Annotated in this window: 14 protein-coding genes; 9 read left to right on the top strand and 5 right to left on the bottom strand. The window is 56.2% G+C overall.

Features of this window, described 5'->3' with window-relative positions; genetic code table 11:
* Positions 1-65: 65 nt before the first annotated feature.
* On the top strand, positions 66-2,552 hold the full coding sequence (locus tag J2I48_RS10180; RefSeq protein WP_207335325.1) for a zinc-dependent metalloprotease: 2,487 nt from the start codon (positions 66-68) through the stop codon (positions 2,550-2,552).
* A gap of 95 nt (positions 2,553-2,647) precedes the next feature.
* On the opposite strand, the gene J2I48_RS10175 is transcribed toward J2I48_RS10180, so the two are convergent.
* A complete protein-coding gene (locus tag J2I48_RS10175; RefSeq protein ID WP_207335324.1) occupies positions 2,648-4,138 on the bottom strand; it encodes a mandelate racemase/muconate lactonizing enzyme family protein in 1,491 nt (496 codons plus the stop codon).
* Positions 4,139-4,236: 98 nt separating this feature from the next.
* On the opposite strand from J2I48_RS10175, the gene J2I48_RS10170 reads away from it, so the two are divergent.
* Positions 4,237-5,157: an RraA family protein gene (locus J2I48_RS10170; protein ID WP_207335323.1), complete on the top strand. Its 921-nt coding sequence runs from the start codon at positions 4,237-4,239 to the stop codon at positions 5,155-5,157.
* Positions 5,158-5,301: 144 nt separating this feature from the next.
* Positions 5,302-5,739 (top strand): GNAT family N-acetyltransferase, encoded by a 438-nt coding sequence (locus tag J2I48_RS10165; RefSeq protein ID WP_207335322.1) that lies wholly within the window; start codon positions 5,302-5,304, stop codon positions 5,737-5,739.
* Positions 5,740-5,760: 21 nt separating this feature from the next.
* Here the strand turns inward: J2I48_RS10165 and J2I48_RS10160 are convergent, their stop codons facing one another.
* The 3 genes from J2I48_RS10160 to J2I48_RS10150 form a co-directional block, all read right to left on the bottom strand.
* Positions 5,761-8,457, bottom strand: a complete 2,697-nt coding sequence (locus tag J2I48_RS10160) for a TonB-dependent receptor (RefSeq protein ID WP_207335321.1) — start codon at positions 8,455-8,457, stop codon at positions 5,761-5,763.
* 21 nt (positions 8,458-8,478) lie between these two features.
* The gene (locus J2I48_RS10155) at positions 8,479-9,663 is read right to left on the bottom strand and encodes a DUF4249 domain-containing protein (RefSeq protein ID WP_207335320.1); all 1,185 of its coding nucleotides are present in this window, start codon (positions 9,661-9,663) and stop codon (positions 8,479-8,481) included.
* Positions 9,664-9,727: 64 nt separating this feature from the next.
* A complete protein-coding gene (locus J2I48_RS10150; RefSeq protein WP_207335319.1) occupies positions 9,728-10,921 on the bottom strand; it encodes a PQQ-binding-like beta-propeller repeat protein in 1,194 nt (397 codons plus the stop codon).
* Positions 10,922-11,207: 286 nt separating this feature from the next.
* Between J2I48_RS10150 and J2I48_RS10145 the strand changes: the two genes are divergently transcribed.
* From J2I48_RS10145 to J2I48_RS10135, 3 genes are all read left to right on the top strand, one after another.
* Entirely contained in the window at positions 11,208-11,804 is a 597-nt protein-coding gene (locus J2I48_RS10145) for an NADH-quinone oxidoreductase subunit E (protein WP_207335318.1), read from the top strand.
* A gap of 183 nt (positions 11,805-11,987) precedes the next feature.
* Positions 11,988-12,533 (top strand): hypothetical protein, encoded by a 546-nt coding sequence (locus J2I48_RS10140; protein WP_207335317.1) that lies wholly within the window; start codon positions 11,988-11,990, stop codon positions 12,531-12,533.
* Positions 12,534-12,628: 95 nt separating this feature from the next.
* Entirely contained in the window at positions 12,629-13,069 is a 441-nt protein-coding gene (locus J2I48_RS10135) for a hypothetical protein (RefSeq protein ID WP_207335316.1), read from the top strand.
* A 9-nt stretch (positions 13,070-13,078) separates the two neighbouring features.
* Here J2I48_RS10135 and J2I48_RS10130 read toward each other — a convergent pair whose 3' ends face one another.
* On the bottom strand, positions 13,079-13,984 hold the full coding sequence (locus J2I48_RS10130; RefSeq protein ID WP_207335315.1) for a hydrogen peroxide-inducible genes activator: 906 nt from the start codon (positions 13,982-13,984) through the stop codon (positions 13,079-13,081).
* Positions 13,985-14,132: 148 nt separating this feature from the next.
* Between J2I48_RS10130 and J2I48_RS10125 the strand changes: the two genes are divergently transcribed.
* The 3 genes from J2I48_RS10125 to J2I48_RS10115 all read left to right on the top strand — a co-directional run bounded on the left by J2I48_RS10125 (position 14,133) and on the right by J2I48_RS10115 (position 16,827).
* The gene (locus tag J2I48_RS10125; RefSeq protein ID WP_229376055.1) at positions 14,133-14,894 is read left to right on the top strand and encodes a hypothetical protein; all 762 of its coding nucleotides are present in this window, start codon (positions 14,133-14,135) and stop codon (positions 14,892-14,894) included.
* Positions 14,895-14,991: 97 nt separating this feature from the next.
* A complete protein-coding gene (locus J2I48_RS10120; protein WP_207335314.1) occupies positions 14,992-15,918 on the top strand; it encodes a hypothetical protein in 927 nt (308 codons plus the stop codon).
* Positions 15,919-15,954: 36 nt separating this feature from the next.
* Positions 15,955-16,827: a helix-turn-helix domain-containing protein gene (locus tag J2I48_RS10115; RefSeq protein WP_207335313.1), complete on the top strand. Its 873-nt coding sequence runs from the start codon at positions 15,955-15,957 to the stop codon at positions 16,825-16,827.
* Positions 16,828-16,846: the final 19 nt, after the last annotated feature.

Raw genomic sequence — 16,846 nt, 5'->3', positions numbered from 1 at the left:
TCTCGGGTGGTGGTGCAAACTGCCTGAAAAACCGCTATTTTCCCGGTCTATACAACCTGCTCAATATGCGCCAACGCTACTCGCTTGTTCTGCTGCTTTCGCTGCTTACGGCTCCGCTCTTTGCCCAGACCATCGCCACCTTCGCCGCCGGCATGGAGAAACATCCGGGCTTTCTGACCTATTACTGGGATGCCAAGAAAGGCAAAATCTGGCTCGAAATTGATAAGTTCGGGCAGGAGTTGCTCTACTATCCTACCCTGGCACAGGGCGTGGGGTCCAACGACATTGGCCTGGACCGGGGCCGCCTCGGTGCCGAACACGTGGTGACCTTTGAGCGCAGCGGCAACAAAGTGCTCATGATTGAACCCAATTACGGTTACCGCGCCCTCAGCCGCGATTCGCTGGAGCGCCGCGCCGTGGCCGAGTCATTTGCGCAGTCGGTACATGCTGGTTTTGAGATCGTTGCCGAAGAAGGTGACGGTCCGACGGGTCGGAAAGTACTGGTAGACCTGACGCCGTTTCTAATGCAGGACGCTGTGGGGGCCGTGCAGGCTATTTCACAGACCAAACAGGGCAGTTTCAAAGTCGATGCCAGCCGCTGTGCGCTCTACCTGCCCCGCACGAAAGCCTTTCCGAAAAACACCGAATTCGAGGCCACCATCACCCTCACCGGCGATGCCCCCGGACCGTATTTGCGGCAGGTGGTGCCCACGCCCACGGCCGTGACCATGCGCCAACACCACTCGTTTGTGGAACTGCCCCCGCTGGATGGCTCCTATACGCCCCGCCTGTTCGACCCGCGGTCGGGGCTAAACAACATCGAGTTTTTCGATTATGCCTCGCCAGTGAGTCAACCTATTCAAAAGCGGTACATCACGCGGCACCGGTTGGCCAAGAAAGACCCGTCGGCCGCCATTAGCGACCCGGTGAAGCCAATTATCTATTATATGGATCCCGGCGCACCCGAACCAATCCGGTCGGCGCTGATGGAGGGCACGAGCTGGTGGAATCAGGCGTTTGAGGCGGCGGGCTATCGTAATGCGTTTCAGGTGAAGCTCTTACCAGCCGATGCCGACCCGATGGATATACGTTACAACCTGGTGCAGTGGGTACACCGGTCTACGCGCGGCTGGAGCTACGGGGCCAGCATCACCGACCCCCGCACGGGCGAAATTCTGAAAGGCAAGGTTACGCTGGGGTCGCTGCGGGTACGGCAGGATTACCTCATTGCCCAGGGGCTGATGGCCCGTTTCGAGAATAATGCCGCCGACACCGCCGCCTTGATGCCCATGGCTCTGGCCCGGCTGCGGCAGTTGGCGGCGCACGAGGTGGGCCACACGCTGGGGTTGCCACATAACTACATCGCCAGCACCATCAACCGGTCGTCGGTGATGGATTACCCGCATCCGCAGGTGAGCATCCTGGCGGGTGATAAACTCACGCTCGACAGTGCTTATGCCCGTGGAATTGGCGAGTGGGATAAGGCGGCGATTATATACGGCTACCAGGATTTTCCGAAAGGCACAAATGAAAAGGTGGCCCTGGATGGTCTTATTCAAGCTTATCTAAAAAAAGGCTTGAAATTTTTGAGCGATCAGGATGCCCGGCCCGAAGGCAGTGCTCACCCCCAAACGCACCTTTGGGATGCGGGCGGCACCGACGCCGTAGCTGAACTGTCGCGTACGCTGAAGATCCGGCAAATTGCCCTCGCCAATTTCAGTGCGTCGAAGATTCCGGTGGGTATGCCGATGGCTAATCTGGAAGAAGTGCTCGTGCCGATGTACATGTTTCACCGCTACCAGGTAGAGGCCACGAGCAAGGTGCTGGCCGGGGTCTCGTACAGCTATGCCCTGCGCGGCGACGGACAGCCGGTGGTCGAGACCGTCCCCGCCGATGCACAACGCCGGGCGCTGACCGTGCTACTATCTACATTGGACCCTAAAACGCTGGCCGTACCAAGGGCTATTCTGGACCTGATTCCGCCCCGCGCGTTTGGCGTCGACCCCAACCCCCGCGAGGTATTTAAACGCCATACCGGCCTTACGTTCGACCCAATGGGGCCACCCGAAGCTGCCGCTAACCTTACCCTCCGGCTGCTACTAAACCCCGAACGTGGCGCCCGCCTGTTGAACCAAAAAGCACAGAACCCCGCCATGCCCGGTCTGGCTGACGTAATGAAAGGGTTAATCGACGTTACGTTTAAACCACTGCTGTACTACAAAGGCGAGGCGCAGACTTACCCCGAAGCCATTCAGCAGATGACCAGCCGCCGCCTGCTCGAAAGCCTCATTGCCCTGGCCACCGACCGCGATGCCGACAGCCGGGTGCGGGCCGTAGCGCACGACGCCATCCAGCATATTCGCTACTATTTCGTCATAGACCACTCCGTGCGCAGCCCGCTATATCACGGCAGTGACAGCCAGTTGCAGTGGCTCATTGAACAATACCTCCGCAACCCACAGCAGCCCCCCGTAGCCAGCCCCAGCCTCTCCGCCCCCGACGGCGCCCCCATTGACCCAGGCTATGAGTGGCTGGACTGTGAAAAGGAGTGATAAGTGATGAACGATGAGTGGTGAGTTTGCTTCCGCAAGAGCATTTACGCTGGCGGAAGCAAACTCACCACTCATCGTTCACCACTCATCACTTTTTAACTCCACTCCCGATCCCACGAATCCCGCGTGTTCCAGATGTCGGTGGGGGCGAACCAGGTGCCGCCTTTTTTGAGGAATTTCTTGGCCACCTCTTCGTTTAGCTCCACACCCAGGCCGGGCTTGTCGGGTACGCGCACAAAGCCGTTGTCGACAATCGGTTTCAGGCCCGTCACGATGTCTTCCCAACCTTCTACGTCTACGCCGTGGTGCTCCAGGGCCACGAAGTTTTCGGTGGCGGCGGCGCAATGCACGTTGGCCAGCATAGAAATGGGTGATCCGGCAAAGTGCATGGCCATGGGAATGCCCGCCTCTTCGGCGTAATCACCAATTTTTTTCGTCTCCAGAATCCCGCCCGACGACGCCAGATCGGGGTGGATCATGTCGATGGCGCGGTTGTCAATAAGCTTGATGAACTCTTCTTTCAGGAAAATATCTTCGCCGGTGAGTGTGGGCGTGTCAATGGCGTTGGTGATTTGTTTCCACTGATCGGTGTAGAACCAGGGTACCATGTCTTCGAGCCATGCCAGCCGAAACGGCTCCATGGCCTTACCAATCTGAATGGCCGTGTTCACGTCGAAATGGCCGAAATGGTCGGCGGCGAGGGGGATGTCGTAGCCTACGATCTCACGCACTTTGCCCACGTGTTCCACTAGTTTGTCGAGGCCTTTTTTCGTAACCTGAATCCGGGTGAAGGGGTGCTTGGTCTGGCCATAGTTACCCACCTTATTCTCTTTGCCGTTATACTGGTTGGTAATGTCCCAGACGTTGGCGCCGACGAGCATGTCTTTTTGCCCGGCCAACATACCGATGCCGAAATCCATCTTCAGAAAAGAATATCCCTTGCCCGTCCGCTTTTTCATGTTGGTGGCAAACTCCTCATACGTGCCACCTTCGGGGGTGTCGGCGTAGAGGCGCACCTGATCGCGGTATTTGCCGCCAAGCATTTGATAAACAGGTACGTTATAGGCTTTTCCGGCTAGATCCCACAGGGCCATTTCTACGCCACACACGCCGCCCGCCGCCCGGCTGTGCCCGCCAAACTGCTTGATAGCTTTGAAAATCTGCTCCACATTACACGGGTTTTTACCCAGTAGCCGCTGCTTCAGCATCAGCGCATAGTTGGGGCTGGCTCCGTCGCGCACTTCGCCCCAGCCTACTAACCCCTGGTTGGTATCGATGCGGATGATGGGGCTACTGAAGGGCACCCCCACCAGGTTGGCGATGCGCATATCGGTGATTTTCAGGTCCGACGGAGCGCCTGCTCTGTTCACTTTCTGGGTGGTGAATTCCAGTTCCTGATCGGCGGCAAACGGGCTTTTCAGTTTGTCGAACAGCAGCCCGACAGACAGCCCGCCGAGGCTGGATTTCTGAAGAAAATCACGCCGCGAAGGGGCTGCGGATACTATGAGTGGAGGTGTGGCGCTGGAAGTTAGCGGAACAGGTTTGTCGGGCGTCTGCCGAAGCAAGTTGAGTAGGGACTTCTTCATGTGTGAAAAGGGTCATTTCCCTCAAAACCAGCCCCTCTTAGTATTTTACTTACACCTGCTTCTTTCAGCCATAAATTGGTAACAGCCAGCTCTTTCTTATGAAAAAACAACTCCTACTACCCTTACTCACCCTTGCTTGCCTGCCCGCCTTGGCGCAGATTCAGCTGCCTAAAGATCAGCTCCAGTTTTACACCGCCGCCTGGACCGGCGAACGCATGGCCGATGGTCGCCCGAAGGTGGCCGACGGACTGTTGCAGCGCCTGAAAAAAGTGTCGTTGGAAGAAGCTTGGGGTATTTTGAAAGGTGAAGGCTATACTAATCAGTTCGACGGCAACTGGCAGATCATCCGGCCCGACCAGCCTATGGTGGGGCGCGTGCTCACGGCCCAGTATATGCCCTCGCGGCCCGACATGGAGAAGCCCATTAAAGAAATGGGCAAGAATCAGGGGCGCAAAGGCAACACTAACTCGTGGCCCATTGACATGCTCCAGAACGGCGATGTCTACGTGGCCGACGGCATGGGGAAAATAGTCTGGGGTACGCTAATCGGCGACAACCTGGGCAACTCAATTTACGCCAAAACGAAGACGGGCATCATCTTCGATGGAAGTGTACGCGACCTGGAAGGGCTGGAAGACATTCCCGGCTTCAACGGTTGGGTACGCGGCTTCGACCCCAGCTATATTCAGGACATGACCATGACCTGCGTGAACTGCCCCATCCGCATTGGGCGGGCCATTGTGTTGCCCGGCGACGTGGTGCTGGCCAAAAAAGAAGGCGTCATTTTCATCCCCGCGCACCTGGCCGAGAAGGTGATTCTCAACGCCGAATTTATTGGTTTGCAGGATGGGTTCGGCCACCAGATGCTGCGCGAAGGCAAATACACGCCCGGCCAGATCGATCAGGCCTGGACCGCCGACATTAAACAGGATTTTATGAAGTGGATCGACGCCAACCCTACCAAAGTGCCCATGCCCCGCGCCGATCTCGACAAATTTTTGAAAGACAAAAACTGGTGATGGGATTTACGACTTACGATTGACGAGCGGTCCGCCGCCGCGGTTACGATTTTTGCTGACGCCAGTTGGCTGAAGCAAGCGTACACTGGCGTCAGCAAAAATCGTAACCGCGGCGGCGGACCGCTCGTCAATCGTAAGTCGTAAATGACAACCCGTTCCGCCTCCCTAGCTGACCTGCCGTTTGTGTACCAATGCCTGTGCGATTTGGAGGAAATGGTGCTGGATAAAGTCGCGTTTGGGGCTGTTTTTGAGCGAAATTTGGCTAATCCAACTGTGCATTATGTGCTTGCTGAAGCTGACAATCAATTGGTTGGCTTTGCCAGTTGCCACGTGCAGGCGCTACTACATCATGCCGGACTGGTAGGTGAAATTCAGGAAATGTACGTGCTGCCCGACTGGCGCAGCCAAGGCGTTGGGCAACAGTTAGTCGAGCATTTTATGGACCTGGCCCGCCGCGAAAACTGGGTACATCTAGAGGTAACGTCCAACCGCCGCCGCACCCAAACGCACCGTTTCTATGAACGAATCGGCTTCGTACAGCCGAGTTTGAAGTTTGTGTGGAAAGGGGAGTTTAAAGTTTAAGGTCTAGAGTTTAAACTCCCCTTACTTGAACACAAAATTATACGCCAGCGAGGCGATGGGGGCGGCGAAAATCTGGAGCTGGTAGGCCCGGGTACGGCCGTTTTCGGTTTTGAAAAAGACGGAATACGCATTGTCGCGGCCATAGAGGTTGTAGACCGTAAATGCCCAGCGCCCCTCCCAGCGCCGACTCTTCATGCTGGGATTATAGATGTTCCAGACAAAATCGAGGCGGTGGTAATCGGGCAGGCGGGCCTGGTTGCGTTCGCCGTAGTACGGGTATTGCAAATCATCAATCGTAACAAAACCCGTGGGGGCTGTGTAGGGGCGACCTGTGCTGTAGGCGAAGGTTAAGCCAAAACTATTGTGCTTGTCGACGTCGATGGTCATGGAGGCGTTGAGCGTGTGTGGGCGGTCGTAGTTGGCACGGTACCAGGTGCCGCCGTTCACGTTTTGCTCTACCGACGCACCCTCGTAGACCTGATTCAGCGTCCGGGCGTAGGTGTAGTTGATCCAGCCCGTTAGCTCGCCTTTTTTCTTCGAAATCATTGTTTCCAGTCCGTAGGCGCGGCTTTGACCCTGCAACAACTGCGTTTCAGGGTAGGGTTGCAGCAGAAAATCGGCACCGGGCCGGTAATCGATAATGTGCTGTGTACTGCGATAATACCCCTCTACGGTTAGCTCGTAAACGTTGCTGTGGAAGTTCAGAAAATACCCCGCCGTGAGCAGTTGACTCACCTGTGGCCGAATGTTAGCGTCGGATGTTTTCCAGCGCGAGGTAGGCAGCGGCGTGGTGGTGTTGGTAACTACCTGCAAAAACTGCCGCATGAGGTTATACCCCACTTTCAGCGAGGCGTTGGGGCCTAGCGTATACCGCAGGCCGATGCGCGGTTCGGGGCCACCATACGTCTTCGATACCTGCCCCGCGCCGTAGCGCACTGAGTCAATTATTGATACATCGTCGCGGGGTTCGCCGGGGCGATACTGCCGCACCAACGACGGCCCCAGCGATAAGAATTGGGCGTAACGCAACCCCACCGACACGGCTAGGTTAGGCCCCAGGTTTCGCTCATAATCGGCGTGAAGGGCCAGTTCAAGGGCATTTTCTGTGGGGGTGGTGATATAATTGACCTGCGTACTACCGCCCGGCAATAACGTGCCCGGCTCAATCTGATAATGAACACCGCTGAGACCAATTTCCAGCTTCTGGCTGGGCAACGCAATGTTCAGCGCCGACTTCACCTGCCGCTGCAATACCGACGACCGCAACTGCACCACATTACCTGAGTTGAGTTCGGGCGAGAGGATCGTGGGCACATAATGCACGTAGAGGGCGGTGGTTTGCAGGTCGGCGCGGGGCGAGAGCGTCCGAAACCAACGGGCCATCAGGTTCAGCGTCTGGTGGTCGTAGCGGGTAGCGGTGCCGTTTACGTTGGGCAGGTTGGCCAGCAGTCCCGTCTGGAAGAGGTCTTTGCTGTAATAGCCCGTGGCGGTCAAGGTATTGCGGTCATTAATGCGCCAGAATGCCTTGATAACCCCGTCGCCAAATTTGGCTCGGATATCGGCTAAGCGGTCGGAGATACGGGGCAGGAGAAAGTCGTTGAATGCCCCGCGCCCGGCCACCAAAATACCCAGTTTCCCCTTCACAATCGGAATGTCGGCGGTGATTCTGTCCGACACAAAGCTGATGCCTCCGGCCAGTTGTGCTTTGTTAAGGTCAGGGTTGCGCAGGGTCACGTCGAGCACCGCCGCGGCCCTGCCCCCAAAACGGGCGGGCACGTTGCCTTTGTAGAGATCAACCGTGCCGAGCACATCGGGTGGGAACACCGAAAACAGGCCAAACATGTGGGTGGGATTGAAAATCGGCGTGTCGTCGAGCAGGATCAGGTTTTGGTCGGTAGTGCCGCCGCGGATGTTAACCCCGTTGCTGGCTTCGCCCACGCTCGTTACGCCCGGCAGCAGTTGCAGGCCGCGCAGCAGATCGACCTCACCCAGTGCGGAAGGTATCTTTTTAAGTGTATTGATATTCAACTGATTAACGCCTAGAATTGGCTTCCGCACATAGTCATCCACACCCTGGGTAGTGACCACCACTTCTTCCAGCTGACTGGCCACGCTTTCCATGTTCACGTCGAGCGTTTCTGCCTCGCCCGTTATGCGTACCACCCGCCGCTCCGGTTTGTAGCCCACCAGCCGCAGCACCACACTATGTTCGCCCAGGTTTAGCCGTAGACTGTAATGCCCGTCGGCGTCGGTGGTAGTACCAGTAAGCTGTTTTCGGTAGTCGACCACTACGGCTACTCCTGCCAACGGTCGTTTTGTCAGCGAATCGTATACTGTGCCGCTCAGGGTGTAGGGTATACCTTTTCGACCCACCGTATTATCCTGCACTATCGGCTGCTCCGTTAGTGGTGTACCTACAGTGAGCCGAGCCGTTACGGAAAAATGTAGGGTGGCAACCGTAGGTATGCTATCTGGACTACTGGCCACAACCGTTACTGTCTGGGGACCGTCGGCAAAAGCTATTGCCAACGATGCCCAGGCTCCTGTGATGGGGTCGGCTGTTAGCACCACCGGCCCACCGGTTGAGGCCGGACCGCCAATCAGCGTAACGGCACTACCCGGCGTAGCCACCCCCGCCAATAGAGGTCTGGTACGCACTGACTGGGCAACGGCAGTCTGAGCTAACAGTAAAAAACAAAAAAAATACAGTCGGTTCATAGGCGTTGAGGTCGCAGGCGTCTATTGATTCCAGCCCGGTGGCAGTTGGTCAGTGCGGTTGCGGCTCGGAATGCACAAGGCCGAGGGTAAGCCTTTACCATATTCGGTTTCACCTTTGGGCACCTCCACGTTGGGGACGCGGCCATTTTGAGCGTAAAACAGCCCCTGAAATTTCCCCGTAGAGGTCACATTCTGCCGGTTGATCTTGTACCGGTTCACCGCCACCGACGATGCCGCGAAGTAGCCCACCACATTTTCGGCGGGGTTAGCCTGGTTTTTCACATTACCTGAAATGGGGGCGGGGGGGGCATCGGCCAGGGTGCCCGTATTTTGCACCTGATCGGCGAAGAGTTTGTAATACCGATACGCGTTGGGCGACAGCGACAGTTGTTCAATCACGATCAGGGCCGGGTCGCGCTGGTAGACGGGTATACTCGCCACTTTATGCCCCGCCTGCGGTTGGCCGTTGGTATAGCTGTCGGCAAACACGTCGATGCTGGTGCTATAAAAAATATCCCAGCAATTGCCCCGGCAAGTGTAGTCGTACAGGTTTGTGACAGACAACGACGAGTCGGGCACGCAGCCAATTACTTCAATCGGGCCGGACCCCAGCGGGCCAATGTCGCGCAAGACGTAGCGCCCCTGTTTGCAGGTGGCGCACCAGGCCTGGGTTTCGTAGAGCCGCCACCGCCAGAGGTAAAAATTACGCGTACCAGCCGGGTCAGCAAAGTCCACATAAACATCGTTGGCGGGAATGGGCAGGCCGTCGGCGTTGGTTTTTGGGCCGCGTGGGTTGAATTGGTCGTAGGCCCGGTCAATGCCCGGAACCGCCGCCATCGCCTCCTCCGACGAGGCATAGCGTCCGCCTTCGGACGTTCGAAAACGAAGTTGATAGGTGTTACCCACCTTGCCGCGAAAACCGGTTGGCAGCACATACGTGCCCGGTTGTGTTTCGGTTAGCAGTAGCGTCTCGGCCCCGTTCACTACCACCTCGGCTACGGCGTTGCTGATGGGCGTGCTTACATTGGCGCTGTCCCGGCCAGAGCGCGATCGACTCAGCGTAATTACTTGCTGCTCAGGCAGATCAGTAAGGGTGCCGCTTACCACCACCAGCCGGGCGTTCAGCGCCAGGTCGGGGTCATAGGTACTGACGCACCCCAGCAGTAGCCCCAGCAACCCAATAAGTCCATACTGTCGAACGTGCATATTCATTCCTTTTCTTCCGGCAGTTGCCAGCGCGTTAGCCACTGCCAAACTGCCACTTGCTTAGCTACTTGCCTCCCCCACTCACGGTTGGGTAAGCACCCAGGGCCACTTCTTTTTGGGCCGCCACTGGACTCGACACCACTACGCCGCCCGTCTGGAAGGACCACCGGGCCTGCTTCGTGGCGCGGTCAACGGCATATATGCGCCCGTCGTTGCTGCCCACATAAACCGTTCGGCCAGAGACAAAGGGCGTCCCGTATATATCGAACTGGGTTCGAAATGTCCATTGCACGGCCCCGGTGGTGGCACTAAGGGCGTAAAGAGCATGGTCACGACTACCGATATAGACCGTGCCGCCCGCCACCACCGGGCTGCCGTTGATGCCCGCAGTGGTCTGAAACGCCCATTGCTGTTGGCCGGTGGTGGCGTTCAGCGCGTATAACTTACCGGAAGCCTCTGCCACATACAGCCTCTCGCCTGCCACCACCGGGCTGCTGTCGATAGCCGAACCAGCTTGAACAAACCATCGGGGTTTTCCTGTGAGGGCATCTACGGCATATATTTTTTTGTCGTTGCTGCCGATATACACAGTTCCGTCCGCCACCACCGGGCTAGAGAGGATGTAGTCGTTTGTTTTTGTCAGCCATTTCAGCGTGCCGGATTCGGTCGTTAAGGCGTAGAGGTTTCCATCGAGGCCACCGACATAGACCAGGCCATTAGCCACGGCGGGGCTGGCGTAGAAACCGTAGTTTGCCCTGTATAACCAAAGCGGTCGGCCCGTCATGGCGTCAAGGGCGTAAATGTTGTTGTCCATGCTGCCCACAAACACCCGACCGTCCACTACTGTGGGGCTTGCGTAGACGTATGACCCTGTTTTGAACTGCCACCGCTGCTTGCCCGTCGCGCCGTCAATGGCATGAACAGACTTGCCATTGCTACCCACAAACACCAGTCCGTAGGCTACCACCGGACTGGATTTGATAGACGTATCGGCTCGGAACGTCCAACGGGGTTGGCCGGTGAGGGTGTCAAGGGCGTACAAATTGCCGTCGAAGCTGGCCGCGTAGAGCAGCGGGACCGAGATAGACGCGGCCACGGGCGGGGTTACGGATGTGGAAGCAGGCTGCGAAATGGGCGTCAGATCGGGCGTGTTTCTCTGCTCGCAACCCACCATACCCATTACGACCACAGCCCAACAGCCTAGCAAACAGACGCATACCCCCAAACGGCGAACCGCATATCGGCAGAAGAACGACATAGCGCAGTGAGTGAACGTTGAGTTAACCAAAAAACCCACTTATTTGATTGATCTACTTTACTGAGGAAAGGTTGGCATCGTCTCTTGTAGACTTGCAGTGGGGGGGGTATTGGTTGGTGGTTGCTACGCACACGCGACAGCAACCACCAATCAATACCCCCGATTATCAAAATAACCCCCTCTTTATAAGCGCATCACCCTCATCACCACAAACCATTTACCCTATTTATATAATCCCTTGCGGCCTGAGCGCGTTGTAAAGAAGCGTCTTTATCCAACTTATTCTATGCGTGTACCTGCCGGTCTGTTGGCCGTATGTATTGGTCTGTCGATGTCGGGTTGCCACCGACCCACCGCTACGTTTCAGCGCGCCCACCGCGACGTTTTTTACACCCCTATTACCGCCCGGCCTGCCACAGATCCTGCCCTACCCGCCACCGAACCACCCGCTGAGGCTACAACGCCCCCTGTTGCCTACGTTGACGTTACGCCCTCGGCTATACCAGCCAGCCAGCGTATTCAGGAGCACCACGCCCGTGCGCAACGGCTGCTAACCCGCCGCCCTACTTCACCTGCCGCGCCTGATCAGAGAAACAAACCAGCCGACGAACTAGAAAACGGCCCTGGGCCTGGCCCCAAGCAGCGCAAAACCCTACGCGAAATTTTGGGCTTGCCACCCAAGAAAAAACTGAACTGGTGGCAGCGTATCTCGTGGCAATTGAAAGCGTCGGTGATCGTGATTTTGGTGGCCGTTGTGTTTGCTATTTTGCAGATCACCATTCTGGCCATCATTTTCGGCCTGATTGGCGCCTACCTGCTGGTCCGGGGACTGAAAAAGAGTTTCAAAGTGCGGCGGGGCTTATTTGGCCTGGGAGGTGGTTAACGAATATAGCCAGTTAGTACCGGTTACGAAATATAGCAACGTTAAGCCACTGATAGCCAGCAGGGTTTTAGTTGACGTACGGTTGTTTACTCGGTTTGCCTGAACATCGCTTAGCTGTTACCGTTCTAAAACTATCGGTTAAACAGGTTAGCCGATGGCATTCAACAAAACCACAACCTTAGTATGACTACTGATTCGATGGGCAGCCAGAACACCACGACTGGGCAAGGCACTATGCCAATGATGACTGAACTTTTCAATGATCGCCAGCAGGCCGAGCAGGCTTACAATTCGCTGATCAGCCACGGCTTTTCAAAAGAAGACGTAAACCTGGTGATGACCGACGAAACCCGCGAACGGCATTTCGCCCATGACAACGCAGGCACCGACCATTCGGCGCTGGGCGACAAGGCCATGGAAGATGCAGGTAAGGGGTCGGCCATTGGGGGTACCATTGGCGCGGTAGCTGCTGCCATTGCGGCTATTGGTTCTAACCTGGTGTTGCCGGGCCTGGGTCTGGTGGTAGCGGGTCCGTTGGCGGCGGCGTTTGCTGGCGCCGGCGTAGGTGGTTTGGCAGGCGGTTTAGTAGGTGCCCTCGTAGGCTCGGGTATACCCGAAGCCACGGCACAGGCTTATGAAGAAGGTTTGAAAGGCGGTGGCATTGTGGTGGGCGTTCACCCCCGCAACGAAGCCGACCGTACGTACTTAACACAGCAAGGGTTCCACTAAGCGAACATCGTTTTCGCCTTAATTAAAAGCGGGTTGGAAGTATGCTTCCAGCCCGCTTTTTGCATCTACCAGTACATCATAATCTTTGGTAGCTTATGCAGGTCCTAATTGGTAAATACAGCCTCATGGCGCTGGTATTGATAGTAGGATCAGCCACTCACCTATACGCTCAGGAGCCATATATCCCAGGCGTAACAGATATTACTACTATAACGACACCATCGGAGCTTGACTCGGCCGGTATGGTGAAGTTCCTGAAAAAGAGTTGCCAGGATACCACACAATTTGTACAGCAAGTAGTCGATTGTGAAGGCTTTGTCGAATACAGAGACGACCTAAAATCGTATGTGATTAGCACCGGGGTGCCCAACACCATTGACAGCGTCTGGGTAGGTATTGTTTGCAATTGGCCCCAGGCATCTCGTTGGCTTGGTAAGCGGGTAGTCTTCAACGGCCGGTATTTTCAGGCCCGTGGTTTTGACCCAAAATATGGGGGCGAAACCATTTATTACCTGCACCTGTCGGCCATTCGGTAAGTCCACTTGCTATACATTCTTTATTTCCATTGGCAGATGTGCCAGAATTTCTTTGCGGAGGGCGTTGATGAGGCTGCGTTTCAGGAAACTGCGGTGCATAACCAAGCTGATGTCGCGGGCGGGTTGCTCCCCGGCAAAACGACGGATGCGGGCCTGCCGGGCGGGGTCGAGGTCGAGGGTGGCGAGTTCGGGGAGGAGCGTGAACCCACCCTGCCGGTCGATGAGTTTGATGAGCGTTTCCAGCGACCCCGTCTCGTATTGTAGCGGTGTTTCGCGGACGCGGTTAGATCCACACAGATTCAGCACCTGCTCGCGAAAACAGTGGCCTTCCGACAAAAGCCAGAGGCCGTCGGCTGCCAGGTCGGGGGGCGAGATAACCTTTTTTTCCAGCAAGGGATGCCCAACGGCGGCGTAGACCGTAAACGGTTCGCGGAAGAGGGGCAGTTCGGTCATGGTGTTTTCGCGGAGGGGCGTCACCACAATGCCCACGTCGAGCAGGCCGTTGCGCAGGCGTTCGGTGATCTGGTCGGTCAGTAGCTCCTGGAGATGCACCGTCACCTGCGGGTGGCGTTTCATAAAGGCACCGATGAAGTGGGGGAGTAAGTACGGTGCCAGCGTCGGAATAATGCCCAGCCGCAGTTCGCCACCCACCTCATCACGCGATTCCTGCGCCATTTCGGGAATCCGTCGCGACGTTTGCAATACCATACGGGCCTGTGCTACAATGAGTTGCCCCATATCGGTCGGCACTACCGGTTGCTTCGACCGGTCGAACAAAAGCACGCCGAGTTCATCTTCCAGCTTCTGAATCTGCATACTCAACGTAGGCTGCGTCACGTGGCAGTGTTCAGCCGCCGTGGCAAAGTGGCGATGGGTATCTATAGCAACGATATACTCAAGCTGGGTGAGGGTCATGGGAGGGAGTTTTCAGTTTGAAGTTCAAGAAAGTTTACAGTTTAGACGTAAGCGATGGCCTTCCAACTGAAAACTCCCTTAAACTCTAAACTGTAAACTGTTATGAATCGGCTTTCTTTGTTACCTCATCTCAATCTCGTCATCGTCCATGAACCGCTTTTACCCTTTCTTGCTTTTGCTGTTGCTGGTGACCATGCCCCTGCTGGCCCAAAAAAAGAATAACCCCGCCGCGCCCGGCTTCGACATGGCCGGTTCGGATAAACGCGCCATTCAGATTGCCGATGAGGTGATGGCTGCACAAGGTGGCCGCAAAGCCTGGGACCAAACCCGCCACATTGCCTGGACGTTTCTGGGGTTTCGTCGCCTGCACTGGGACAAGTGGACAGGCAACGTGCGGGTAGACAACCTCAAAAATGACCAGTCGGTGGTGCTCAACATCAACACCGACAAAGGCCGCGTGTTTCGCAATGGCAAGGAAGAAACTCAGCCCGACAGCGTGGCCAAGTTTGTGAAAGCCGCCAAAAGTGCCTGGATTAACGACTCGTACTGGCTGCTGATGCCCTTCAAACTGAAAGATTCGGGCGTGACGCTCAAAGACCTCGGCGAAGCCAAAACGCAGGATGGCCAACCCGCCGATTTGCTTCAGATGACGTTCAAAGGCGTAGGCGACACCCCCCAGAATAAGTATCAGGTGTGGGTTGACAAAACCACGCGCCTGGTGTCGCAGTGGGCTTATTACCCCAAATTTTCGGACGAAAAACCGGGCTTCGTCCTGCCCTGGACCGACTACAAAGATTACGGAAAAATTAAGCTGTCTGGCAAGCGCGGCCCCCGCGAACTAAGCGACATCAAGGTAGCCGATACCCTGCCCGACGCCGTGTATACGTTGCTGGACCGGCCAAACCTATAAGGTCGAAAGAGACCTTATAGGTTGCATCAGCGTAGCTTACGCCAGTTCAACCTATAAGGTCTCTTTCGACCTTATAGGTTTACTCCTCTCAACGCTTGTGACGAAACTGCATCTTACCTGCGCTGGGCTGCTCTTGTCTGTGGCCGTTGCTACTGCTCAACCTGATTCGGCGTCGTTTTTAAATCATCGCTACAACGAGTTTTTCCGGGCCAACCGTGATCCGTCCTACATATCGCCCAATGGCGAGTTGGGGGCACCGGGCAAATATGCGCTTAATGGTGAGCTGATTGCGGCTTATTTTCTGCTTGACAATCCCAAGTCGCGGCTGTCGGTGGCGGTTACGCAGCGATTCATGGCCCGTGTGCGCACCGACCGCTCGTCGCCCATTCGTACGCCAAGTTTCCGGCTGGGGGCGCAGGTGTTCTACCGCCTCAGTGCCAACGTGATTCACTACAAGTACTTGGAAGGCCAATATTTTCATCACTCCAACGGGCAGGATGGCGAGGTATTCCGGCCCAACGGCACCTACAACACCGAAACCGGTGATTTTTCGACCAACTACCTTCAGGCTACCTACAACTGGGGTACGCACGGCAAAGGGCAACACGGTACCTACTACAATCTCGGTTTCCGCTGGCACGCCCCCGTTTTCAATGCGTCGGACGGGTTGGCGGGGCAGTATGGTTTTGCCCGCTTGCTGGGACAGGCCACCTACCGAATTTTTTCCCGCAAGAATACTACGGTATCGTCTGCGGTCACCACCGAACGCCTACGCATGACCCTACAGGCCTCCTACGCTACCAACAGCCTGAACGGCTGGCCTATTGATGCCGCCGGGCGACGATTCAACGCTGAACTCACCGTTTGGTACATACCGCCCTTCAGCCGCGACGCGGGCTTGTTTACTACCCTGGGCTACTACGGCGAAGACCCCTACAACATCTACTTCAACGACCGCTACAGCTTCATCCGCGTAGGCATTGCCGCCGGGTTTACCCGCTACACCAACACGCTGCGGGAGTAGCAGGCTGTGTTTGTTTGAATTTATTAAGTTTGCACGATGACAAATCAACCTGACACGCAGAACGCCGAGGCCAACTCAAGCGAATTAAAGCTGAAGGGCTTTAAGGTGTATGCCGTTGACTCGTCAGTCAGTCGCCCGCACCTGTACGCCCGCCGGGACTTCTACAAGGTCGTATTGAGCACGGGGCATCTGCTGATTCACTATGCCGACCGGAGCCTGGAACTACAGGGTACGTCGCTATTTTTCGCCAATCCGCACGTGCCGTATTCAGTAGAGCGGCTCGCCGACCTGCAAACGGGCTATGCCTGCGTGTTTACCGAGGAGTTTCTCAAGCCCCACGACCGCTCGGAGAGCTTGCAGCAATCGCCCCTGTTCAAGATTGGTGGCACCCCCGTTTTCCTGCTCAACGACGAACAGCGGGCGGTCATAACCCCCCTTTTTCAAAAGATGCTGGCCGAACAGGACACCGACTATGTCTTTAAGGGTGAACTGATTCGTACCTACATCAACCTCATTATCCACGAAACCTTGAAGCTACAGCCCCCCGACGGGCTGGTGAAGCCCCAAAATGCCGCCTTCCGCATTGCCTCGCTGTTTCTGGAACTGCTGGAACGACAATTTCCCATTGAAAACCCCGACAAACCCCTGACGCTACGTACCGCGCAGGATTATGCACTCCGGCTGTCGGTACACGTCAATCACCTGAACCGGGTGGTAAAGGAAGTGACGGGGCGCCCCACCACGGCCCATATTGCCGACCGGGTCATCAGCGAAGCCAAAGCCCTGCTGCAACATACCGACTGGAGCATTGCCGACATTGCCTACGGCCTGGGCTACGACTACCCGACGTATTTCAACAACTTCTTCAAGAAAATAACCGGTGCCAGTCCCAAGTCCTTCCGGTCCTGATGGCACGCTACCCTAACAA

Origin of the sequence: Fibrella aquatilis (assembly GCF_017353255.1) — a bacterium.
Classification (GTDB): Bacteria; Bacteroidota; Bacteroidia; order Cytophagales; family Spirosomataceae; genus Fibrella; species Fibrella aquatilis.
Note: the sequence above shows the minus strand (reverse complement) of the source record. Positions and strands in the feature narration are given on the sequence as shown.

Excerpts from the sequence above, each read along its gene's own strand:
- J2I48_RS10180 (WP_207335325.1), top strand. The coding sequence starts at position 66 with ATGCGCCAACGCTACTCGCTTGTTCTGCTGCTTTCGCTGCTTACGGCT.
- J2I48_RS10175 (WP_207335324.1), bottom strand. The coding sequence starts at position 4,138 with ATGAAGAAGTCCCTACTCAACTTGCTTCGGCAGACGCCCGACAAACCT.
- J2I48_RS10170 (WP_207335323.1), top strand. The coding sequence starts at position 4,237 with ATGAAAAAACAACTCCTACTACCCTTACTCACCCTTGCTTGCCTGCCC.
- J2I48_RS10165 (WP_207335322.1), top strand. The coding sequence starts at position 5,302 with ATGACAACCCGTTCCGCCTCCCTAGCTGACCTGCCGTTTGTGTACCAA.
- J2I48_RS10160 (WP_207335321.1), bottom strand. The coding sequence starts at position 8,457 with ATGAACCGACTGTATTTTTTTTGTTTTTTACTGTTAGCTCAGACTGCC.
- J2I48_RS10155 (WP_207335320.1), bottom strand. The coding sequence starts at position 9,663 with ATGCACGTTCGACAGTATGGACTTATTGGGTTGCTGGGGCTACTGCTG.
- J2I48_RS10150 (WP_207335319.1), bottom strand. The coding sequence starts at position 10,921 with ATGTCGTTCTTCTGCCGATATGCGGTTCGCCGTTTGGGGGTATGCGTC.
- J2I48_RS10145 (WP_207335318.1), top strand. The coding sequence starts at position 11,208 with ATGCGTGTACCTGCCGGTCTGTTGGCCGTATGTATTGGTCTGTCGATG.
- J2I48_RS10140 (WP_207335317.1), top strand. The coding sequence starts at position 11,988 with ATGACTACTGATTCGATGGGCAGCCAGAACACCACGACTGGGCAAGGC.
- J2I48_RS10135 (WP_207335316.1), top strand. The coding sequence starts at position 12,629 with ATGCAGGTCCTAATTGGTAAATACAGCCTCATGGCGCTGGTATTGATA.
- J2I48_RS10130 (WP_207335315.1), bottom strand. The coding sequence starts at position 13,984 with ATGACCCTCACCCAGCTTGAGTATATCGTTGCTATAGATACCCATCGC.
- J2I48_RS10125 (WP_229376055.1), top strand. The coding sequence starts at position 14,133 with ATGAACCGCTTTTACCCTTTCTTGCTTTTGCTGTTGCTGGTGACCATG.
- J2I48_RS10115 (WP_207335313.1), top strand. The coding sequence starts at position 15,955 with ATGACAAATCAACCTGACACGCAGAACGCCGAGGCCAACTCAAGCGAA.